This is a genomic window from Streptomyces sp. NPDC059850, from assembly GCF_042731515.1.
Classification (GTDB): Bacteria; Actinomycetota; Actinomycetes; order Streptomycetales; family Streptomycetaceae; genus Streptomyces.
The window spans coordinates 1-20,315 of record NZ_JBHWJI010000070.1 but is presented as its reverse complement, the minus strand read 5'-3'; the positions used below and the strand labels follow the sequence as shown (position 1 = coordinate 20,315).

Here is a 20,315-nt window from a genome sequence, read left to right as displayed (position 1 = left end):
TCCACGGGAGTTGGAGCCGGCGTAAGACGGTGGAGCCGATTCAGATGGTGAGGCGCTCGCCCAGCCGCCGGCGTACGACGGACAGCAGTCGGCGAGCCCGCACCGGGCGGGTCAGCTCCTCAGCGTGGCATCGGGATCTCGAAGTGCACCGTAGCGAATCCCGGGCCGTGCTCTCCCGTGGTCCGGGCGTCGAAGATTTCTTTCGCCACGCTGTGCCAGAACGGGAGGGCGCCCGCGATGTCGGCGTTGGTGTGCAGGTAGATGCTCTCGTAGCCGTCGGTCGCGGCGGCGAACTCGCACGCCTGGCGCACCATCGTCCGCGCCAGGCCGTGCCGTCGGTGCTCCGGTCGCACGTATACGCGGAGCAGCTGCGCGGTGGTTCCGGACGGGTAGCGCTCGGCGAGCCACCGCGGATGCGGCGGGTGGGCAGGCCCCGCCGAGCGCACGCAGGTCGTTCCCACGACCTCGTCGCCGTGCACGGCCACCAGCAGCAGGTGCCGGGGGTCTTCGAGGTAGGTCCCCGCGATGTCCACCACGTCGCGGTGCCACGCGGGGACGTAGCCGTAGCCGAACTCCCGGTAGAACGTGTCGAGCATGACGCGGCGCGCTCCGTCGGCGTCGGTGGTGGTGGCGGGGCGCACGGCGTAGGCGTGACGTGCGGAATCGGTCACGTGGGTCTCCTGCGGGGATGGTGGACACAGCGGCGTGGTGAGCTTCAGCGCACCGGTAGGGGTTCGGCCTCGTACGGACCATGCTCGTGGTCGCACGTCTCGTCGAGGCCGTAGGTCTCCCAGGCGGGGAAGGGGTCGTCCCAGGCCGACCAGTCCCGGGCGCCCAGCGCATGCTCCTCGTCGGTGAGAAGGCACGCGGACAGGGTGTGGTGCAGGGCGGAGGGACGCAGTCCGGTGCCGATGAAGACGAGTTCCTGGCCGTGCTCGGCGGTTTCACCGGTGTCGCTGTGGCCGTTCCGTGCTCCGGAGGGTTCGAACCGGGCGACGGCGCCTGCCTGCGACCACAGCCCGGTCACCCGGGGGCGGGTGGCCAGCCAGAAGAAGCCTTTGGAGCGCAGGATGCTGCCGTAGGCCCCGGTGTCCAGGTCGGTGGCGACGAAGTCCCACAGCCGGGTGGGGTGGAACGGCTTGGTGGCGCGGAAGACGGTGCTGGAGATGCCGTACTCCTCGGTCTCCGGCACATGGTCGCCGTTGAGCTCCCTCACCCAGCCGGGCGCCTGCTGGGCGCGTTCGAGGTCGAAGCGGCCGGTGCCGAGCAGGTCCGTGGGGGCGACCCGGCCGTGTACGGCGGGTACGAGACGGGCGGCCGGGTTGAGCCGCGACAGCGCCGCCGCCAGCCGTTCGGCCGTGTCCGGGGTGACCAGGTCGAGCTTGTTCAGGACGATGACATCGGCGAACTCGACCTGGTCCATGAGGAGATCGCTGACGGTGCGCTCGTCGTCCTCGTACTGGTCCAGTCCTCGTGCGGCCAGCTCGTCGCCGCCGTCCAGCTCCGGCAGGAAGTTCGCGGCGTCGACGACCGTGACCATGGTGTCGAGGCGCGCGACCTCGTCCAGCGTGGCGCCGTCGTCGCGGGGGAAGGCGAAGGTGGCGGCGACGGGCATGGGCTCGGAGATGCCGCTGGACTCGATGAGGAGATAGTCGAACCGTCCCTCTCCCGCGAGCCGGTCCACCTCCTCCAGCAAGTCGTCGCGCAGGGTGCAGCAGATGCAGCCGTTGGTCATCTCGACGAGGCGCTCTTCGGTGCGGGAGAGAGCCGCGTCGCCGTCGCGGACGAGTGCGGCGTCGATGTTCACCTCGCTCATGTCGTTGACGACGACGGCGACCCGCAGCCCGTCGCGGTTGGTGAGGAGGTGATTGAGGAGGGTGGTCTTGCCGGACCCCAGGAATCCCGACAAGACCGTCACCGGAAGCTGGCCCGCCATGGCGCGCTCAGCCCTCGGGGCGCAGCAGACCACGCCGGTAGGCGGGGGCGAGCCGTCGCGGCACCTGGTGTTCGCGGCCGTCGATGGTGATCGTCACCAGCTCCGGCGCGCTGGCCTTCCACTGCGCGCGGCGGTGGCGGGTGTTGCTCCGGGACATCTTCCGCTTGGGCACGGCCATGACGTAGGGGTCCTCTCCTGCTCGGCGTTGTCCCCGTAACCGTACATGAAAATGGGTACCGTTTTCATGTGTCAGGCCACTCGGCCCGATCGTCGGCTGCTTTCCGCCGGCAGGAAGGTCACCTGGGGTGCGCCGGTGCGCGGATGGACGGTGACCTCGCCCACCACGCCGTACACCTCGGACAGCAGCTTCGGGGTGAGTACCTCAACGGGCGTACCGGAGGCCGTGACCTCGCCGTCCCGCAGAACGTAGAGGCGGTCGCAGTAGTAGGCGGCGAGGTTGAGGTCGTGGAGGGCCACCAGCACCGTGGCGGGCAGCCGCCGCCAGCGTGGCCGCGTCCACCGACTCCAGGGCCGACTCGATCAGCCGGGCGTCCTCGGCGGTGTCGCCTTCGAGTAGCCGTTTGTGCGGGGTGCGGCCCATCGCCACCACCTCCCGCACCGTGAGGTCGAAGTCCGCCGCCGTCTCCTGGACCACGGCGGCCAGGGTTCGCGCCAGCCGCCGCACAGGCAGTGACCAGGCGTCGGCTCCGTCGACGCGGACGCACCCGGCGTCGGGGCGCAGGACGCGGTAGACGGCACGCAGCAGGCTGGACTTGCCGCTGCCGTTGGGACCGACCAGACCGATCACCTCACCGGGCCGGGCGGTCAGGGAGATGTCCCGTACCAGGTGGTGCGCACCGGCGGTGAGCGTCAGCCCCTCGACGGTGAGTTCGGCCCCGGTCGTCCCGCCCCCCGTTCGGTGTTCCGCCGGGCGTCCCGGCGCATCAGCCACAGGAAGAACGGTCCGCCGCACAGAGCCGTCAGGACGCCGACGGGGATTTCCATGGGCGCGGCGACCGTGCGGGCGGCGACGTCGGCCCAGACCAGGAACACCGCTCCGGCCAGCGCGGCCGTCGGCAGCAGCCGCCGGTGGTCGCCGCCGACGAAGACGCGCACGATGTGCGGCAGCATCAGCCCGACGAAGCCGATCGGCCCGGTTGCCGCCACCAGAACGCCCGTCACCAGGGACAGCAGGACGAACATCCGGGCGCGGAACCGCGCCACGTCCAGCCCCATCGTCGTAGCGGACTCCTCGCCCGCCAGCAGCAGGTTCAGCGACCGGGCCTGTACCAGCAGCGCGGCGATGCCCACGAGCAGCGCCGTGGTGGGCAGCCACAGCATGTCCCACCGGACGCCGCCCAGCCCGCCGAGCGTCCAGGTCAGCACTTCCCGTGCCTCGTTGCCCCGGTCCGCGGTGAGCAGCAGCAGATCCATCACCGCGGTGAGCACCGACGCGACCGCCACTCCCGACAGCACCAGCCGCACCGAGGTGATCCGCCCGCCCGCGCGGGCCGCGGTGTACACGAGCAGCAGGGTGAGCAGGGCCCCGGCGAACGCGGAGACCGACAGGGACACGGTGCCGAAGAGGCCGACACCGGAGACGATCACGACGACCGCGCCCAGGGACGCCCCGGAGGACACGCCCAGCAAATACGGCTCCGCGAGCGGGTTGCGCACCAGCGCCCGCATGGCGGTGCCCACCACCGCGAGCCCGGCGCCGGTCACCGCCCCGAGCAGCACCCGAGGGGCCCGTACGTCCAGCACGATCGTCTCGCGCGCCCGGGACCAGACCGGCTCCGACCAGTCGGCACCGAGACCGTGTCCCAGGATGCCCCACACCTCGGCGGGCGGCACCCGCACCGAACCGATCGCCAGCCCTGCGGTGAGGGACACCAGGAGCAGGACGACGAGGATCGCCAGGGCCAGCGGGTAGGCCGCCCGGCCCTGCGGATGGTGTCCTCGCTCGGTGGGCGGCGCGGGCGCGTCCTTGACCGGGGTCGTCACCGAGGACTTCACCGGGGCCGTCACCGGAACCGCTCGGGGTGCAGCCGTCGGGCGAGGTCCTCCACCGCGTACGGCGGGCGGACGCCGACCAGAGTGGCGGTCAGCGGCAGCACCACGAACCGCTTGTTCTTGATGGCGGGCACGTCGGCGAGGGCGGGCTGGGAGAGGAGGAACTTCTTCTTCTCCGCCACGCTGCCCGCGCCGCGATAGTCGTAGAGCGCGATGACCTCGGGCTTGCGGGCCACCACCTGTTCCCAGGACGCGTCCCCGAAGACCTCGTTCAGGTCGGCGAACACATTGCGTCCGCGCGCCAGCCGGATGATCTCGGTGCCCAGGCTCTTGCCACCGGCGGTGAACGCCGCCTTGTCGCCGCTGTCGTACACGAACACCGGCACTGGCGGTGCGTCCTTCACCGCCTCGGTGGTCCTGCCGATGCGTCCCTGGAGATCGGCCACCAGCCGGTCGGCCCGCTCCGATACGCCGAAGATGGTGCCGATGGCGCGGATCTCGTCGTAGGTGTCCCGCATCGACACCCGCTTCATGCCGCAGTACTCGCGGTTGAGGTAGGTGTCGATGCCCGCGTCGGCGAACGCCTCGCGGGACCGGCCCGCGTTCTTGGCGAAGGCGCTGCCGCAGCCGCCGTAGACGAAGTCCGGCTCGGCCTCCAGGACATTCTCGAAGGACGGCTCCTTCGCGGCCCGCTCCGGTATGGACGCGAAGTCCTTCTCGTACCGGGGCAGGACGGCCGAGTCGGGGAAGGCGGTGCCGACCATCCGGTCCTTCAGTCCGAGGGCCAGCATCAGTTCGGCCGGGTGCTGGTGGATGGTGACGGCGCGGGACGGCGGCTTGTCGTGGACAGGGCGAGGGCCAGGACCGCACCGCGCCCGGTACGGCGGGGCGGCCGGGCCGGGGGAGAGGCCGGAGGAGAGAAGGAAGACGCAGCGTGCCGTCGTACACGTAAAGCCTCCTGGGGAGTCCGCGCTCCTCGGAACGGGCCCGCGACAGGCCAGTGTCCTGACTCCCGGATCGACGTTCCCCCGGCCTTCCCGCGCTCGTGCGCAGTGGCCTCTTCGAAGGGTTCCACTCCCCGGTCACAGTGGCGGGACCGTGCCGGATTCGCACCGGCTTCCTGTATCCCGTCGCGGTGATGACCGGGCGATCCTACTTTTCCTTGAGTGACGGATAAAGGGCGCACGTCCAGATCTCCCGCGGCTCCACGGCGCTGCGGACGAACCACACTCACGGCTCGATGAGATGAGAGCGCATCGCCTCGGCCCCCACTCGGCCGCGGCCGGTGAACCACAGGTTGAAGGACACCCTCTCGCCCGGCTTCATCATCGGCGGGTCGAGGACCGCGACATGGACGCCTCCCCGTTTCATCCGCAGTGTGCTGTGCGCGGGGATGGCCACCTTCTTCGCCCACCGGACGGCGCCCGGCCGCCTCTTGTCGGGCTCGCGCAGCATGGAGACGCCCAGCTCCGGGGAGTCGGCGAAGACCAGGGTGTCGTCCCGGTCCCCGACGTTGCGGATCTCGAAGTACGCGGCGGCCACGTGCCCGGGGGACTGGATGATCCGGCCGGCGCTGACCTCGATCCGCGGGACGGGCACTCCCGCCGCCCCGGTCGCCGTGTAGCCGGTGAGCAGGGCCAGGGCCAGCGCGCAGCCGCCCACCGGAACCAGGGCCGCCCGCGCTCCCCGGGCCACCGCGTCTCTCAGACGGCGCAGCGGCGGGGTGCGGTCATCGGTCGCTGAGGACATCGTTCTTCCTTCTCGTACGGCCGTGCTCGGTGTCCGCCGAGTCATGGGGCGCGAGGGGAGCGGGCGGTGTGCCGGTCCGCCGCCCGCCCGGGGCGTAGGCCCGCAGCCGCAGGCTGTTGGTGACGACCAGGACCGAACTCGCGGACATGGCCGCGGCCGCGACCATGGGGTTGAGCCAGCCGGTCGCGGCCAGCGGGACGGTGACCACGTTGTAGCCGAAAGCCCAGACGAGGTTGGCGCGGATGGTGCTCAGGGTGCGCCGGGTGAGCCGGATGGCGTCGACGACGGCCAGCATGTCCTCCCGTACGAGGGTGATGTCGGCGGCGCCGATCGCGGCGTCGGTGCCACCGCCCATGGCCATGCCGAGATCGGCGGTGGCGAGCGCGGCGGCGTCGTTGACTCCGTCGCCGATCACCGCGACGCACCGGCCCTCGGCGCGCAGCGCGGCGACGATCCGCTCCTTGCCCTCCGGAGTCACTCCGGAGTGGACCTTCCCGATGCCCGCTTGCTCGGCCATCGCCTGGGCGGGGGCCGCCCCGTCACCGGTCACCAACACCGGCTCGATGCCCAGCGCGCGCATCGCCGCCACCGCCTCGCGGCTGGTGGGCCGCAAGGTGTCACCGACGGCGAGCAGCCCGACCGGGCGGTCGTCGATCTCCACGATGACGGCGGTGTGCGCGGCGCGTTCGGCGGCATCCCGTGCCTCGCGCAGTGCGTCCGGCAGAGGCTCCGACGGACGCGGGCGGCGTACGCGCACACGGCGGCCCTCGACGTGGCCGGACACGCCCTCTCCGGGCTGGGCCCGGAACTCCGTCACCTCCGGCAGACCGGTGTCATCGGCCGCGTCGCGGCGGGCCGCCGCCACCACCGCGCGGCCGATGGGGTGTTCGGAGCCCTGCTCCACGGCCGCGGCCAGCCGGAGCAGATCCTTCTCCTCCGGCCCGTCCTCCGCCACCGCCACGTCGGCCAGGGACATGCGGCCGGTGGTGAGCGTGCCGGTCTTGTCGAGTACGGCGGTGTCCACGCGGCGCAGTCGCTCCAGCGCCTCCGGGCCGCGGACGAGGACGCCGAGCTGCGCTCCTCGCCCGCTGGCCACCAGGAACGCGGTCGGTGTGGCCAGTCCCAGTGCGCAGGGGCAGGCCACGACGAGGACGGCCACGGACGCGGTGACGGCCGACTCACCTGCCGCACCCGCGCCGAGCCAGAAGCTCAGCACCGTGGCGGCGATGGCCACGATCACCGGTACGAAGACGCCCGCCACCCGGTCGGCGAGCCGCTGCATCCGGGCCTTGCCCGCCTGCGCCTCGGTCACCAGCCGTGTGATGCGGGCGAGCTGGGTGTCGGCACCGACCGCCGTGGCCCGTACGACCAGCAGACCGCCGGAGTTGACGGCCCCGCCGACGACGGCCGTGCCGGGGGTCACCTCGACCGGCACGCTCTCGCCGGTGACCAGGGACAGGTCCAGCGCCGATCCGCCCTCGACGACCACCCCGTCCGTGGCCACCTTCTCGCCGGGGCGCACCACGAACTCCTGCCCCGTGGTGAGCGCGGACACCGGGATGCGGCGATTGCCGCCGGATTCCCGCAACTCCACGTCCTTGGCACCCAGTTCGGCGAGCGCCCGCAGCGCCGAACCGCTCCGGTGCCGGGCCCGCGCCTCCAGATGCCGTCCGAGGAGGACGAACAGCGGGACGGCGACCGCCGCCTCCAGATAGATGTGAGGCACACCGTCGTCGGCCGAGGGCAGCAGGCTGAACGGCATCCGCATGCCCGGCACGCCAGCGCCACCCCAGAGCAGCGCGTACGCGGACCACGCGTAGGAGGCCAGGACACCGAGGGACACCAGGGTGTCCATGGTGGCCGCCGCGTGCCGCAGGCCGCGCAACGCCCGCTGGTGGAAGGGCCACGCGCCCCAGGTCGCGACCGGAGTGGCAAGGATGAAACACACCTGCTGCCACCGGTCGAACTGCCAGGCGGGAACCATCGAGAGCACCATCACCGGCACTGCCAGCACCGCGGTGAAGATGAGCCGTTCGACGTCACCGGCGGCTTCGCGGTCCTGCCCATCGGACCCGTCCGTGGAATCCACGGAAAGATCCCCGTCGGTGGTTCCGGGGGCGGGGGCCGGGAGCTCGGCCGTGTATCCGGCCCGTTCGACGGTGGCGATCAGCTCATCCGAGGTCACGGTCTCCGGGTGAGAGACCCGCGCCGTACCGGTGGCCAGGTTCACGGAGGCGCTCACGCCCTCGACGCGGGCCAGCTTCTTCTCCACCCGGTTCACGCAGGCCGCGCACGTCATGCCGCCGATCAGCAGGTCGGTGGTGTGGGTGGGCGCGTCGGAGGTGTCGGCCGGAGGGGACGTGGCGTCCGGGCGCTCGCTCATCGCTCCTCCGTCCACGCGCCGTGGCTCAGCGGTCCCATGCCGTGGGTGCCCATGCCGCCGCCCCCGTCGTCCTGCGGCACGCTCCGGTGGATGCCGGGATCCACCGGACCGGCGGCGCGCCCCACGGCGTAGGAGGCGGTCATCAACACCACCAGGAGGACGAGGAATCCGGCCAGCGCGGGAGGCGGCAGCGCGCGGCGCACCCGGGCGCCGAACGGCTCCGCCTCGTCGGGCGCCGGTCGCGGCGGCGCGGCGGTATCGGTCAGCGGCATCTTCGGCACTCCCTGTGCTGGCTTCCGGAAACGGCTGGGGTCCGCTCACCATTACGGGCCGGGGCGGCAGGGCGCTCACCAAGCGGAGGCTCTGTCATACAAGGAGAAGACCGTCCCCGCCGGGAACTGCCCGGCCCTGTCATCCGACATGTGGAGCGCGAGGTTTCTCCGCCCCGCCGGAGCCCGACGTGAACACCAGCGCCCATATGCGCGTATTCCCCATCGAAAGCATCACCCTCCCCGTACACCAGGAGCGATGACCATGACTGAGATCCGTTACATCGTCACCGGCATGACCTGCGGACACTGTGTCGCCAGCATCACCGAGGAGGTCTCCGAGGTGTCCGGGGTCAGCGAGGTCAGCGTGGACCTTCCGTCGAACGAGGTCACGGTACGCGGTACCACGCTCGACGACGAGCAAGTCCGCGCCGCGATCACCGAAGCGGGATACGGCGTCGCGGGCCTCGCAACCGCCTGACCCCACAGCGGACGGCCCGGCGGGGCCGCGGTATCCCGCGGTCCCTGCCGCGACCGACCGGCCCCGCTCATCACTGTCCGTGCCGCCGCCTGAGAGAAGGCCCAGCGATGCCCGACAAACAGACCACGCCGACCGCGACCGCGACCGCACATGCGCGGACGCGGCCGAACGGCCCTGAGGACCACGACTCCATACCCCGGAGCAGCGAATTGCCCGAGCCCCACCGGCCCGAACCCGTGACGACGCAGGGAGTGGCCCGATGATCGCCTCGACGGGTCTGCGCTGGATCCTGACCCTGCTGTTCGTCGTGCCCGCCCTCGCCGCGATGTGGCGGACCGGCGCGCCCGGACGCGCCGGAGGCGGCCCGGGCGCGGTCGAGAGGGTCGCACACCTGCTGCACGCGGTGATGGCCCTCGCCATGGCGGCGATGGTGTGGCCCTGGGGAATGAACCTCCCCGCCGGACCGCAGGTCGCGCTGTTCACGCTGGGCGCCATGTGGTTCGCGGGAGTGGCGCTGGCGCGGCCCGCTTCCGCTTCCCGTACACGGGCCTTACGGGGCGCCCTCCCACATGTCGTCATGATGGGCGCGATGGCCTGGATGGCCGCCGCGATGGTCTCGTCAGGCTCGATGGCGGGACACGGCTCCAGTGCGATGGCGGGCCACGGCGGTTCCCACGACATGGCGCACATGCCGGGGATGGACATGTCCGGTGGATCCGGCACCGTGACCATGGCTCTCACCGACACCGCCCCGAGGCTGACCGCCGGGCTGCTGGCCGCGGTGCTGCTCGTGCTGGGCGTGTGGTGGCTGGCGCGGAGCTTCGACGCCGCCCGGCTCGTCTACGCCACCGGTACGCGGCGCCCAGCGGCCCCGGTCGAGCGCGACGCGTTCGGTCTCGCCTGCCACAGTGCCATGGCGCTGGGGATGGCGGTCACGTTCGTGGTGCTCGTCTGAGGAGGGAGGAGGGCCGTACCGGCGCACATTGGGGGCGCTCAAGTACTTTTCCAGCGTTTGTGTACTTGTCCGGTGGTTCACTTGGGTCAGGCGTGCTCACGGGGGGCACAGGCCGAGGGGGGACACCGGATATGGCCACGCCCATCGTCACCGCACTGGCGGTCTATGAGGCCGGGAAGAAGGCGTACGAGGCGTACCAGGGCATCGTCGCCTTCGTCAGCCTCGGCAGCCACACCCCTACTCCCGAAGAGGAGATCCTGGCCAGACTGGAGGTGCTGCACCAGGACTTCGTCGCGCTGCAGGGGCGGTTCGACGAGGTGCTGGAGGCCGTGAAACAGGCCGTCAGAGTCGAGCAGCAGGCGTACGTCCTCAATCTGCGGCGCGATCTGGACGGTCTGCGCGGCCGGGCCCGCACCGCCATGGACGAGCTGAACGCCTGGGTCGCGGGCGGCCGCACGGACCCGCTGCTGCGGTCCAACGCCGACAACAACGCGCGGCTGGCGGCGAATACGCTGCTGGAGGGCGACTCCTACTTCTACCGGCCGGATCCGAACTCACCGGAGAGCGTCTTCGACCACCGGCTGGCGTATATCGCCTATGTCTACGTGCTGACCGTCCGGTTCGGCGTGATCGCCGGGCTCAACCCGCAGTATCGCGAGGACCGGCTGGCCCGTGAGGAGCTGACCCGGCACGCGGCGCGGCTCGACTGGGTGTTCCAGCACGCCGACCAGGCCATCGAACCGCATACCGGCGGCGGTCCTGACAACCGCGGAAGCTACTTCCTGGCCCACCAGTGCGTGGACCACATCACCGGCTACGACACGGGACACACCGAAGTCGGCTGGCGCCCCGGAGGACAGGCCGAATACGACGACGCCCGGTCCTACTACGCCGATCAGCTGCGCGCCGATATGCGGGTCCGCACGGGTCTGGCCAAACTCATCGGCTTCCACGACACCGTGGCCTACTGGGCCAAGGACCCGCGCACACCCGGATGGTCCCCCTGGACCCTGGTGGGGGTGCCGGACAGCATCGTGTCCCTGGCCGCGGTGTCGGACCGGCCGGGCCGCACCGTGCTGGTGTGGCGGGACCCGGACAAGGCACAGCTGCGCACCACCTCCTACGACTCCACGGCGACCGCACCGGCCTGGAAGCCCTCGGTGGCCATCAGCGCGGAGAAGACGGTGCGGGAGGAACCCACGCCCCGCGTCCTGTCGTCGGGGCCAGGCCTGGTCACGGTCGTGATGCGGGGCAAGGACGGCGGCGTCTACGCCACCCGCACCGACCCCACCCGGCCGACCGGCTGGCTGGACGCTCCGGTGAAGGTGAGCGGCGACACGATCGATGTCTCGTATGCAGAGGCGGCCGCGGCACCGGGCTTTGTCGTCGCGGTGTGGCGGGACAATGCCACCGGCATGCTGATGGCCGCCTTCCAGGACGCCAAGGGGGCGTGGGGCCCACCCCAGGCGGTGACCCCGGCGGACGCCACGTCGCTGAACTCGGACCTCACGGTGACCTGTCCATCGCCCGGGTCGGTGCTGGTGGTGTGGACCATGAACTACCGCACGGTGCACAGCGTCACCTACGATTCCCGCGCGGCCGCCCCCGCGTGGAGCGCGCCCGCGCAGATCGCCGAATTCCCCGGGGGTGACTTCCCCTCGTCCATCCAGGCCATGGGCAGCGGCGACGGCAAGGCCGATGTGGTCTGGCAGGGCAAGTTCGGGTCCATGTGGAACATCCACTACGACGGCGGCTGGAGCGCCCCGGCCGAGATCACCCCGCAGCACCTCACCAAATGGGGCGTGCCCTACACGACCGTCCCGGCGGTGACCGGGTCCCGGCGGGCTCACTGGTTCTGGCAGGGCCGGGACAGCCGCGTTCAGACCATCTACCGGGATCCCCAGCAGTCCCAGTGGTCGGCGCCGCTGTGGCTCGGCCAGCCCTGGTGGTCGTATTCCGAGCTGGCCGCGGTGTCGATGGGGGCGGGGAGCGTATCGCTCTACCGGGTCGACTTCGGCAGCGAGATCGGTGAGGTGCCGCAGTTCCTGACGTGTTCCTACGACACGGCCACGCCGGCCCCGTCGGCCCGGATCGCTGATGCGCGGGCCCTGGTGACGAGGGCCCAGACCCTGTGGAACCTGCCGGGCCCGGCGCGCGAGGAGGCCAACGCCCGGGCGGCCGACGCCATCGCGGTGGCCCGCGAGGTCGTGGCCCTGGACCCCGGCTACCGTGCGACGCTCGCGCAGTGGCTGGTGTTCCCGGCGGGCACGTATCTGATGTCCAGCGGCCACCATGACGACGCCATCGCCCGCATGCGGGAGGCACTCGCCCTCTACGAAGACCTCATCCGCGAACAGCCCGGATCCGACGACCTCGCCTACCGAAAGGCCTGGACGCTGGTCAACCTCGCCCAGGCCCTGTGGGGTAAGCCCGACCACGCCCAGGGCGTCCAACGTGCCATCGAGGCCACCGATCTGCTCCGCCAGCTCGCCACCAAGAAGCCCTCCTACCTGCCCGGGCTCGCGCAGTGGCTGGTGTTCCCGGTGGGCGCGTATCTGATGGGCAGCGGCCGCCACGATGAAGCCATCGCCCGTATGCGGGAAGCGCTCGCCCTCTACGACAAGCTGATCCGCGAACAGCCCGGATCCGACGACCTCCGCTACCGAAAGGCCTGGGCGCTGGTCAACCTGGCCCAGGCCCTGTGGGGCAAGCCCGACCACGCCCAGGGCACGCAGCGCGCCATCGAGGCCACCGACCTGCTCCGCCAACTCGCCACCGAGGACCCCGGGAGGTATCGCGGAGGCCTGGGCGACTGGCTGATGTTTCCGACGATCCCCTACCTGCGGCAGTCCGGCCGGAGGGACGACGCCCTCACCCGGGCGCGGGAAGCCGTGGAGATCTTCACCGCGCTCAACGCCACGGATCCCGCTGTCTATGGGCCGAAGCTGGCGGCGGCCAAGAAGCTCGTGGCCGACCTCCAGGCCGAAACGCAGTCCGGCTGAGGTGCGGGGCAGGCGGTGTGTCAGGCCTGCACGGTGGGGCGGACGTTGATCTCGCCGATCTCGACGTCGTCGGGCTGCTCGACGGCGAAGGCCACCGCGCGGGCAACCGCCGACGGAGGGATGCCCACCGCGTCCATGTTCTTGCGCGTCTGCTCGCGGAGGTGCGGGTCCGCCATCGAGTCGGCGAGGTTGGTGCGCACGTATCCCGGTGAAATGGCCGTCGTGCGCAGCACCCCGTCGGTGGACTCCGCGCGCAGCCCCTCGTGGAGGGTGCGCACCGCGTTCTTGGTCGCGGCGTAGACGGCCATCGAGGGGGACACGGACCCCAGACCGGCCACGGAGACGATGCTCACCAGGTGGCCCGACCCCTGTTCGCGGAAGGCGGGCAGCGCGGCGGCGACACCGTTGAGCATGCCGCGAAGGTTGACATCGATCATGGCCGACCAGTTGTCGGTGTCGAGGTCGGCCAGCGGACTGATCGGGGCGATGCCCGCGTTGTTCACCAGCACATCGATCCGGCCGTACTGGTCGGTGGTGCTGGAGACCAGGTGCCGCAGGTCCTCGGCCTGGGTGACGTCCACGACGCACGTGGCAGCGCGGCCTCCCTCGTCCCGGATGTCCTGCGCTATGGCGTCGATGTGCTCGCTGCGGCGCGCCGCGAGGACGACCGTGGCGCCGCGCTGGGCGAGCAGACGGGCCGTGGCTTCGCCGATGCCGCCACTCGCGCCGGTGATAGCGACGATCTTGTCGTGAAGAGAGAGCACAGCTGCCTCCAAGTAAAGTGGACACGTGTCCGCTGTGTGGCTCACCCTACCGGACACGTGTCCACTTGTCAGAGGCGGAACATCAGGAGAGGCCCATGAACGCGCCAGCACGCCGTCCGGATGCGGTGCGGAACCGGACCCGCATCGTGGAGGCCGCCCGCGCGGCCCTCGCTGAGTCCAGCCACGTCCACCTCAACGAGATCGCGAAGCGCGCCGGGGTGGGGCAGGGGACGCTCTACCGGAACTTTCCCAACCGCGAAGCGCTTCTCGCCGAGGTGTACCGGCGCGACGTCGAAGAACTCGTGACCGCCGCCTCCGCTCTGCTGGCGGAACACGAGCCGGTGGAAGCGTTGCGCCACTGGCTCGACCGAGTCATCGACTACGCCGAGATCAAGCGCGGGGTCCTGGCGGCGCTCGAACCGGCGGCCTGGCAGGACCTCGTCGCCCACAGCCACAACCCCATCGAAGGCGCCCTCGCCCACCTGCTGGACGCCGGGAAAGCGGCCGGTTCCCTCCGCACCGACGTGGACGCTCCCGGCGTCCTCCTGCTCATCTCCTACCTCGGCCGACTGGAACGGGACGCGTGGGAATCAACGGCACGTCCCCTGATGAACGTCATCCTCGACGGCCTCCGCCGACAGGACGCGGACCCGGCCTGATTCCGCTCGCTGCCCGGCGCATTCCCGTTGCGCGAAGCGGTATTTCATGCCCTGCTAAAGAGGCCGGTAGCGTCGAATTCATGGAGTGGAGCTTTCAGACGGCCGAAGATATGGCGGCCGCGTTGCGTGCCGGTGAAGTGACCTCGGCGGAACTGACCGATGAGGCGATTTCCCGTATCGAGCGCGACGACAAGGTGATCAACGCGATCTGTGTGCCGGACTTCGACCGTGCGCGGGCCGCTGCGCGCGGTGCCGACCAGGCGCGCGCCCGCGGCGAGGTCCGGCCGCTGCTCGGAATTCCGGTGACGGTCAAAGAGTCCTACAACATGGCTGGGCTGCCCACGACCTGGGGCATGCCGCAACACCGGGACTATGTGCCTGACGAGGACGCGGTACAAGTGTCGCGGCTCAAGGCCGCGGGCGCGGTGGTGCTGGGTAAGACCAATGTGCCCTTGGGGCTGCAAGATATCCAGAGCTTCAATGAGATCTACGGCACCACTAAAAATCCGTGGGATCACGATCGCACACCGGGCGGATCCTCCGGCGGATCAGCGGCGGCCCTGGCGTCCGGATTCTGCGCGCTGTCCATCGGCTCCGACCTCGCCGGTTCGCTGCGCACCCCCGCGCATTTCTGCGGCATCTATGCGCACAAGCCGACACTCGGACTGGCGGCAACCCGCGGCATGGTCGCGCCGCCGGAACTGCCCTTGCCAGTCGACCTCGACCTCGCCGTCGTCGGTCCGATGGCGCGCACTGCCCGCGACCTCACGCTCCTGCTCGACGTCATGGCCGGACCGGACCCCCTGACGTTCGGCAAGGCGCACGACGTGACGCTGCCGCCCGCGCGCCACGAGCGGCTCGGCGACTTCCGGGTCCTGGTCGTCGACGAGCATCCGCTCATTCCGACCGGGTCCGCTGTGCGGGCGGGTGTGAACCGGGTGGCCGAGGCCCTCGCCGACGGCGGCGCCCGCGTCGAACGGCACACTCCGCTGCTGCCCGATCTGGCCGAAGCCGCGACGCTCTACACGCAGTTGCTGTTCTCGGGCTCCGTCGCGCGTTTTCCCATCGAAGCCTACGAGCAGCTGCGGACCCGCGCCGCCGGACTGAGCGCGGACGACCGGAGCCTCGACGCGGCGCGGCTGCGTGCCATGGTGTTCAGCCACCGCGACTGGATGGAGGCGAACAACCAGCGCGAACTCCACCGACACGGCTGGCGGCAGTTCTTCGCCGAGTTCGATGCCGTGGTGTGTCCGATCACGCCCACTCCCGCGTTCCCGCACGACCACAACCCCAATCCGCTGGAACGCCGGATCGACATCGACGGCGTCGAGTGCCCGTACTTCGACCAGCTCGTCTGGGCCGGTCTGCCCACGATGCCCGGCCTCCCCGCCACCGCCATCCCGGCGGGCCGGTCCCCCGAGGGTCTGCCGGTGGGAGTGCAGCTCATCGGTCCGATGTTCGAGGACCGCACCCCGCTGCGGCTGGCCGAACTGCTCGAGCAGAAGATCGGCGGCTTCCAGGCACCGAGGTAGGGCGTACTACCGGGTGAGAGCTATGTCCGCGCTGGCGGTCGGGCGGGGCGCGCACCCCGCGGCCCCCGTACGCGGGGTGGCGCCCGGGCCGCGTGCGAAACCCTGCCGCGCAGGCGGGAGGGTTTCGCACACTGACCGGTCAGACGCTATCCCGGAGGGCGCGGGACGTGTGACGGTCATTCGACCGACACGTCGCGGTGGACGTCTGACAGGGGAGAGCGCGATGGCACGTGAGGGGCACGATGAGAGAACAGGGGCCCCACCGGGGGCGGCGGCCGTACCCGGGCCCGCCGAGCGGGAGTTCGTACGCTTCGCCCACCGCTACGCCCACCGGATCCGCGCCGTGGTGGTCATCTCCTGCGCGCTGCTCGCCGTGCCCGCGGTGCCGCCCGCACAGATGCCGACAACGGCGGCCATCGCCGGGGCCGTGCTCGTCTGGAGCGTGGTGTACTACCGGTTCGGGGTCTCGGGCCGACGCCCGCACCTGGTGCTCGCCGTCGACGTGGTCGTGCTCACGGGCCTGTGCCTCAGCCAGCGGCTGACCGTCCCGGACTCCCAGATGATCCACGGCAGTACGTGGGTGCTGGTGGCCATCAGCATCGTGGCGGTCGCCCACCAGATGATCCATCCGGCGCCCCTCGCGGCCGCGCTGGTGCTCCAGCTCTTCGCCCTGGACCTGCTCGGCGCGGTGCTGGACCGCTCCGACGGCTGGACCTACGTGCTGCCTAACGCGAGCTGGCTCCTGGTGCAGGCCGCGCTCGCCCAGGGGCTGTACCGGCTGGTGTTGCGCAGGAGCCGGGCCGCGGACACGGCCGCCGCGCAGACCGCCGCCGTCCGGCGTCGGCACCAGGTGGCGCAGGCCCAGCGCACCGCCGAGCGCGAGTACCTGGCGACCCTGCACGACACGGCCTGCGCCACGCTGCTGATGGTCTCGGCGCAGGGCCAGTCCATCCGGCCCGAGGTGGTGCGCGTGCAGGCCGCCAAGGACCTGCGGCGGCTGGCGGCGGAGCGGGTGCTGACGGGGGAGGCGGATCTGGCCCGGGAGTTGCTCGCGGAACTCGCGGACCAGCCGCTGCGGGTGCGGACCGCGTTCGACGGCCCCCTGGGCAGTGTCTGGCATCCGGCCGCCGCGGCGCTGTGCGGCAGCATGGGGGAGGCGCTGCGCAACGTGGCCCGCCACGCGGGCGTGGACACCGCGACCGTACGCGCCGGTCGGCGGGGTGACCGTGTCATCGTGACCGTCGGCGACAGCGGAGCAGGCTTCGACGTCACCCGCGTGCCCGACCACCGCTACGGGCTGGCGCGCTCGGTCGTGGACCGGATGGCGGCGGTCGGCGGCCGGGCGACCGTCGACTCCCGGCCTGGCCACGGCACGGAGGTACGGCTGGAGTGGCCCCATGTCTGAGAGGGCTGAGGTGTCCGGGACGCCGAGTGTGGCCGAGGCGCCCGACCCGTCCGAGGCACTCGACCCATCCGAGGCGCTGGACGAGCGCATCGCCGACGATCTGCGCGGCGGGCTGCGGGTCGGTGGTTTCGTCATCCTCGCCGCCGTGCACTTCGGGCTGGCGCTGCCCGCCCTGCTCACCCAGCTGGACCGCTACCGGCACCCCTGGATGCAGCTCGCCGCGTTCGGGCTGCTCACGTTGATCATGGTGGTGGACGCGCTGCCGGTCCGGCCGGGCCGCCGCCGTAGTCCCCGCTGGGTGGCGGCCGGGCTGGCGGGCTCGCTGCTGGCGGCGGCTGTCGCCACCAGCCAGCTGCCGAGCGCCCACTTCCTCGCCACCCCGCACTGGACGTTCCTGGAGATCGGCTGGTTCGGGGTGCTCCTGCTATTCGGCAGGCTGGGCGCGACGCTGCTCTTCATCGCCTGCCATGTGGTCCTCACCCTGGGGCAGTTGCTGCTCAGCGGACTCCCCACGCGGCAGGCCGCGGCGGGCATGGCAGTCAGCGCCCTCGCCATCTGCGCGTTCCAGGTCGCCGCCGCCGTCATGGCCAGGCTGCTGCGGGACTGCGCGGCGACGGCCGGTGCCACCGCGCGCGAACAGGAACGGGTCCACACCGAGGCCGCGATATCCGCCCGGATCCACGCGGATCAGCGCGCTCGCTACGAGGACCTCCACCACTCGGTGCTGCCGCTGCTCGCCGGGCTGGCCGACGGTTCGCTGGACCTGGCCGACGCGCGGGTGCGGCGCCGCTGCGCCTTCGAGACCGCGCGGCTGCGGCGGCTGTTCGCGGAGCGGGACCACGCGGCCGACCCGCTGGTCCATGAGCTGCGGGCCGCCATCGGGGTCGCCGAGCGCAAGGGCGTCGAAGTGCGGCTCGCGGTACGTGGCGCCGCCGCCGAGGTGCCCCGGCACCTGCGCCGCGCCCTGACCGAGCCGGTCTTCGCCGCCCTGACCACGGCCGAACACAGCGCGCGCGCCACAGTGGTGCGCGGCGGCGGGCTGGTGCGGGTCAGCGTCGTCACCGACGTGCCGGGCGCGGACATCCCCGAGCCCACCGATCCCGGCGTCCAGCTGCGTACGGTGCGCAGTGAGGAACGGCTGTGGGTGGAGGCGGCGTACGTGGTGCGCGCTCAGAGTCCGCCGAGGCGGACCCAGGCATCGTGAACGGTCCTGGCCACGAGGCCCGGCCCTGGTGGGCGCGGCCTGCCCCGCCGCTCAGAAGAAGCCGGTCAGGGGCGGGGCTTCGGCGTTGAGGAGGAAGTCGCCCACCACGCGCGCCTTGTGGGCGATCGGATTGTGGCTGACGAGCGTCCGCGCGTTGCGCCAGTGGCGGTCGAAGTTGAACTCCCGCCGGGTGGCGGAGGCGCCGCCCACGTCGTACAGCCGCTCCGCCGCCCGCAGCGCAGCCTGGGCGGCGACCACCTGGGCCTGTGCCACCTCGGTGGCCGCCTCCGCGAGCGCCGGTTCGGCGCCCGCGACGCCGTCCTCGCCAGGGGATTCGGCGAGCGCCCGGTCGATGGCGGCGGCCGCGCGGAGCACCGTGGCCTCGGCCCCGTACCCGAGCGCCGCGATCTCGCCCACGGTGTGCTGCACGAACGGATCCTGGACCGCCTGCTCGACGCCGCTGTGCCGGACCGCGCGGGCGCGGTCACGGGCGTAGCCGATGGCGTCGCGCGCCGCGTTCTTGGCGATGCCGGTCTCGACGGCGGCGAGGAAGAGCTGGTGGTACGCGCCGAGATGGGTCCGGCGCACACCGACGGCCTCGTCCACGACGACTTCCTGCGGGTGCACCAGGACGTCGTCCAGCTCCGTGGTGCCGCTGGCCGTCATGCGCTGGCCCATGCCGTCCCAGTCGTCGACCAGCCGCAGACCGGGGCGGCCGCGCGGCACGATGGCGCGCACCCGCCGGTCCCGGTGGTCCTTCGCGGCGACCACCACCCAGTCGGCGAACAGCGCGCCGGTGCTGTAGTACTTCGTACCGTTCAGCCGGTAGTGGTCACCGTCGGGTGCCAGCGCCGCGTGGATGTCGCCGGGGTGTTTGGCCGCGGTCTCCTCGGTGGCGTTGCCGAACAGCTCGCCCGCGAGGGCCGCCGCGAACCACCGCTCGCGCTCCGCCTCCGTACCGTCGCTGATGAGCTTCTCGACGAATCCGAAGTGCGGACGGAGCGCCTGCGCCACGTTGGAGTCCGCTTCCGCGAGGTCGATGACGACCTGGAAGAGGTCCACCAGACCCGCCCCCGGGCCGCCGTACGCCGCCGGGACCCGCAGGCCCCCGACGCCGCTGGTCCGCACCGCGTCCAGGGACGCGTACGGCAGCTCCCGCGCGGCCTCGCGGCGCGCCGTGTCGACGGCGAGGGAGGCGGTCAGCTCCGGTACGCGGTCGAGGAGTTCGTTGAGGGAAACGGTTCCGGGAAGCCGGTGGGCAGCCGGTCCCGTGGCGGCCCGGCCAACTGGGCGTCGGTCAGCGGCGCTTCGGGGCCGGTGGTGGCCGGGTCCAAGCCAAGCGTACGGGCCACCCGGCCGATGTGCCGCGCGTCCTCCCGTACGCCCGCCTCCAGCGTGGCGAAGCGGCTACGGGCCTCGGCCTCAGTGCTGCCGATGACGGGGGTGAGACCGGGCAGCAACCGGATCCCGGACCCATCCCGCCCGTAGCGGTGCGCCTGTTCGGCGAGCCGGGCGCGGTAGCCGCGGGCCGCCTCCGCGCCGAGCAGCGGTGTGTAGACCGCCTCGGCGAAGCGTCCCGCGAGCGCCAAGTCCTGTGGCGAGGCCCCGGCCTGCAGCGTCACCGCGACGTCGAAGAACTCTCCCCTGTGGTCCGCGGCGTGGATCCGGTCGAGGTCGGCGAAGCGCGCGCCGACCGGGGTCGGCGATGAGGGCGTCATCCTCCCAGGAGTCCCAGAGCCGGTGCACCAGGCCGGTGAACTCCGCCGCCCTGCGGTAGCGGCGGCGAGGTAGGCCAGCAGCATCGACGGTTCGAGCGCCTGCCCGGGGCCGTGGGCGACGCCGTGGTACAGGGCGGGGATGTCGGCGAGGTACACCCCCTCGAGCCCGCCCCGCGCGACGGGGGGTTACACGCGACGCCCACAAAGTGTTAGGGGCCGCTGTAACCGGACGGAGCGCGGCCGGG

At 71.8% G+C, this 20,315-nt stretch carries 18 protein-coding genes, 1 pseudogene and 1 riboswitch; of the genes and pseudogenes, 7 read left to right on the top strand and 12 right to left on the bottom strand.

The genetic code is table 11. From position 1 onward, the window contains the following. Nucleotides 1-119 precede the first annotated feature (119 nt). From ACFV9T_RS37255 to ACFV9T_RS37215, 9 genes and pseudogenes are all read right to left on the bottom strand, one after another. Nucleotides 120-596, bottom strand: coding sequence for a GNAT family N-acetyltransferase (locus ACFV9T_RS37255; protein WP_385446996.1), 477 nt, complete (start codon nucleotides 594-596; stop codon nucleotides 120-122). 119 nt (nucleotides 597-715) lie between these two features. Beyond that, nucleotides 716-1,936 carry a GTP-binding protein gene (locus tag ACFV9T_RS37250; protein WP_385446971.1) on the bottom strand — a complete coding sequence of 407 codons (1,221 nt, stop codon included), beginning with the start codon at nucleotides 1,934-1,936 and terminating at the stop codon, nucleotides 716-718. 7 nt (nucleotides 1,937-1,943) lie between these two features. Further along, entirely contained in the window at nucleotides 1,944-2,114 is a 171-nt protein-coding gene (gene rpmF / locus ACFV9T_RS37245) for a 50S ribosomal protein L32 (protein WP_385446970.1), read from the bottom strand. A 71-nt stretch (nucleotides 2,115-2,185) separates the two neighbouring features. Then, nucleotides 2,186-2,888, bottom strand: a pseudogene (locus tag ACFV9T_RS37240) (ABC transporter ATP-binding protein). Beyond that, nucleotides 2,807-3,940 carry a FecCD family ABC transporter permease gene (locus tag ACFV9T_RS37235; RefSeq protein ID WP_385446969.1) on the bottom strand — a complete coding sequence of 378 codons (1,134 nt, stop codon included), beginning with the start codon at nucleotides 3,938-3,940 and terminating at the stop codon, nucleotides 2,807-2,809. Before ACFV9T_RS37235 ends, ACFV9T_RS37240 begins: the two are co-directional and overlap by 82 nt. A 20-nt stretch (nucleotides 3,941-3,960) precedes the next feature. Beyond that, a complete protein-coding gene (locus ACFV9T_RS37230) occupies nucleotides 3,961-4,950 on the bottom strand; it encodes an ABC transporter substrate-binding protein (RefSeq protein ID WP_385446995.1) in 990 nt (329 codons plus the stop codon). Next, nucleotides 4,927-5,120: riboswitch (cobalamin riboswitch) on the bottom strand. Its footprint overlaps the gene before it by 24 nt. A gap of 59 nt (nucleotides 5,121-5,179) precedes the next feature. After that, nucleotides 5,180-5,698 (bottom strand): copper chaperone PCu(A)C, encoded by a 519-nt coding sequence (locus ACFV9T_RS37225; RefSeq protein ID WP_385446968.1) that lies wholly within the window; start codon nucleotides 5,696-5,698, stop codon nucleotides 5,180-5,182. Beyond that, complete coding sequence (locus ACFV9T_RS37220) at nucleotides 5,679-8,081, bottom strand: heavy metal translocating P-type ATPase (protein ID WP_385446967.1); 2,403 nt, start codon at nucleotides 8,079-8,081, stop codon at nucleotides 5,679-5,681. Before ACFV9T_RS37220 ends, ACFV9T_RS37225 begins: the two co-directional genes overlap by 20 nt. Beyond that, a complete protein-coding gene (locus tag ACFV9T_RS37215) occupies nucleotides 8,078-8,353 on the bottom strand; it encodes a hypothetical protein (protein ID WP_385446966.1) in 276 nt (91 codons plus the stop codon). The genes ACFV9T_RS37220 and ACFV9T_RS37215 overlap by 4 nt, the downstream gene beginning before the upstream one ends. Before the next feature lie 262 nt (nucleotides 8,354-8,615). Between ACFV9T_RS37215 and ACFV9T_RS37210 the strand changes: the two genes are divergently transcribed. The 3 genes from ACFV9T_RS37210 to ACFV9T_RS37200 all read left to right on the top strand — a co-directional run bounded on the left by ACFV9T_RS37210 (nucleotide 8,616) and on the right by ACFV9T_RS37200 (nucleotide 12,788). Further along, nucleotides 8,616-8,831 carry a heavy-metal-associated domain-containing protein gene (locus tag ACFV9T_RS37210; protein WP_385446965.1) on the top strand — a complete coding sequence of 72 codons (216 nt, stop codon included), beginning with the start codon at nucleotides 8,616-8,618 and terminating at the stop codon, nucleotides 8,829-8,831. Nucleotides 8,832-9,090: 259 nt separating this feature from the next. Further along, nucleotides 9,091-9,786 (top strand): DUF5134 domain-containing protein, encoded by a 696-nt coding sequence (locus ACFV9T_RS37205; protein WP_385446964.1) that lies wholly within the window; start codon nucleotides 9,091-9,093, stop codon nucleotides 9,784-9,786. Between the two features lie 131 nt (nucleotides 9,787-9,917). Then, nucleotides 9,918-12,788: a tetratricopeptide repeat protein gene (locus tag ACFV9T_RS37200; RefSeq protein ID WP_385446963.1), complete on the top strand. Its 2,871-nt coding sequence runs from the start codon at nucleotides 9,918-9,920 to the stop codon at nucleotides 12,786-12,788. 20 nt (nucleotides 12,789-12,808) lie between these two features. On the opposite strand, the gene ACFV9T_RS37195 is transcribed toward ACFV9T_RS37200, so the two are convergent. Continuing rightward, nucleotides 12,809-13,552 carry an SDR family oxidoreductase gene (locus ACFV9T_RS37195; RefSeq protein WP_385446962.1) on the bottom strand — a complete coding sequence of 248 codons (744 nt, stop codon included), beginning with the start codon at nucleotides 13,550-13,552 and terminating at the stop codon, nucleotides 12,809-12,811. Nucleotides 13,553-13,647: 95 nt separating this feature from the next. Here ACFV9T_RS37195 and ACFV9T_RS37190 point away from each other — a divergent pair, with 95 nt between their 5' ends. The 4 genes from ACFV9T_RS37190 (at nucleotide 13,648) to ACFV9T_RS37175 (ending at nucleotide 18,352) form a co-directional block, all read left to right on the top strand. Further along, nucleotides 13,648-14,211 carry a TetR/AcrR family transcriptional regulator gene (locus ACFV9T_RS37190; protein WP_385446961.1) on the top strand — a complete coding sequence of 188 codons (564 nt, stop codon included), beginning with the start codon at nucleotides 13,648-13,650 and terminating at the stop codon, nucleotides 14,209-14,211. Between the two features lie 80 nt (nucleotides 14,212-14,291). Next, on the top strand, nucleotides 14,292-15,743 hold the full coding sequence (locus tag ACFV9T_RS37185) for an amidase (protein ID WP_385446960.1): 1,452 nt from the start codon (nucleotides 14,292-14,294) through the stop codon (nucleotides 15,741-15,743). A gap of 223 nt (nucleotides 15,744-15,966) precedes the next feature. Continuing rightward, nucleotides 15,967-17,148, top strand: coding sequence for a sensor histidine kinase (locus ACFV9T_RS37180; RefSeq protein ID WP_385446959.1), 1,182 nt, complete (start codon nucleotides 15,967-15,969; stop codon nucleotides 17,146-17,148). Further along, nucleotides 17,141-18,352, top strand: coding sequence for a hypothetical protein (locus ACFV9T_RS37175; RefSeq protein ID WP_385446958.1), 1,212 nt, complete (start codon nucleotides 17,141-17,143; stop codon nucleotides 18,350-18,352). The genes ACFV9T_RS37180 and ACFV9T_RS37175 overlap by 8 nt, the downstream gene beginning before the upstream one ends. Before the next feature lie 51 nt (nucleotides 18,353-18,403). Here the strand turns inward: ACFV9T_RS37175 and ACFV9T_RS37170 are convergent, their stop codons facing one another. Further along, nucleotides 18,404-19,555 carry an acyl-CoA dehydrogenase family protein gene (locus ACFV9T_RS37170; protein ID WP_385446994.1) on the bottom strand — a complete coding sequence of 384 codons (1,152 nt, stop codon included), beginning with the start codon at nucleotides 19,553-19,555 and terminating at the stop codon, nucleotides 18,404-18,406. Continuing rightward, a complete protein-coding gene (locus tag ACFV9T_RS37165; protein ID WP_385446957.1) occupies nucleotides 19,552-20,226 on the bottom strand; it encodes an LLM class flavin-dependent oxidoreductase in 675 nt (224 codons plus the stop codon). Before ACFV9T_RS37165 ends, ACFV9T_RS37170 begins: the two co-directional genes overlap by 4 nt. Nucleotides 20,227-20,315: the final 89 nt, after the last annotated feature.

Bases quoted from the DNA above. Each gene is read 5' to 3' on its own strand.
- ACFV9T_RS37250 (WP_385446971.1), bottom strand. From the start codon at position 1,936: ATGGCGGGCCAGCTTCCGGTGACGGTCTTGTCGGGATTCCTGGGGTCC.
- ACFV9T_RS37205 (WP_385446964.1), top strand. From the start codon at position 9,091: ATGATCGCCTCGACGGGTCTGCGCTGGATCCTGACCCTGCTGTTCGTC.
- ACFV9T_RS37185 (WP_385446960.1), top strand. From the start codon at position 14,292: ATGGAGTGGAGCTTTCAGACGGCCGAAGATATGGCGGCCGCGTTGCGT.
- ACFV9T_RS37175 (WP_385446958.1), top strand. From the start codon at position 17,141: ATGTCTGAGAGGGCTGAGGTGTCCGGGACGCCGAGTGTGGCCGAGGCG.
- rpmF (WP_385446970.1), bottom strand. From the start codon at position 2,114: ATGGCCGTGCCCAAGCGGAAGATGTCCCGGAGCAACACCCGCCACCGC.
- ACFV9T_RS37220 (WP_385446967.1), bottom strand. From the start codon at position 8,081: ATGAGCGAGCGCCCGGACGCCACGTCCCCTCCGGCCGACACCTCCGAC.
- ACFV9T_RS37255 (WP_385446996.1), bottom strand. From the start codon at position 596: ATGCTCGACACGTTCTACCGGGAGTTCGGCTACGGCTACGTCCCCGCG.
- ACFV9T_RS37225 (WP_385446968.1), bottom strand. From the start codon at position 5,698: ATGTCCTCAGCGACCGATGACCGCACCCCGCCGCTGCGCCGTCTGAGA.
- ACFV9T_RS37190 (WP_385446961.1), top strand. From the start codon at position 13,648: ATGAACGCGCCAGCACGCCGTCCGGATGCGGTGCGGAACCGGACCCGC.
- ACFV9T_RS37215 (WP_385446966.1), bottom strand. From the start codon at position 8,353: ATGCCGCTGACCGATACCGCCGCGCCGCCGCGACCGGCGCCCGACGAG.
- ACFV9T_RS37200 (WP_385446963.1), top strand. From the start codon at position 9,918: ATGGCCACGCCCATCGTCACCGCACTGGCGGTCTATGAGGCCGGGAAG.
- ACFV9T_RS37210 (WP_385446965.1), top strand. From the start codon at position 8,616: ATGACTGAGATCCGTTACATCGTCACCGGCATGACCTGCGGACACTGT.
- ACFV9T_RS37180 (WP_385446959.1), top strand. From the start codon at position 15,967: ATGGCACGTGAGGGGCACGATGAGAGAACAGGGGCCCCACCGGGGGCG.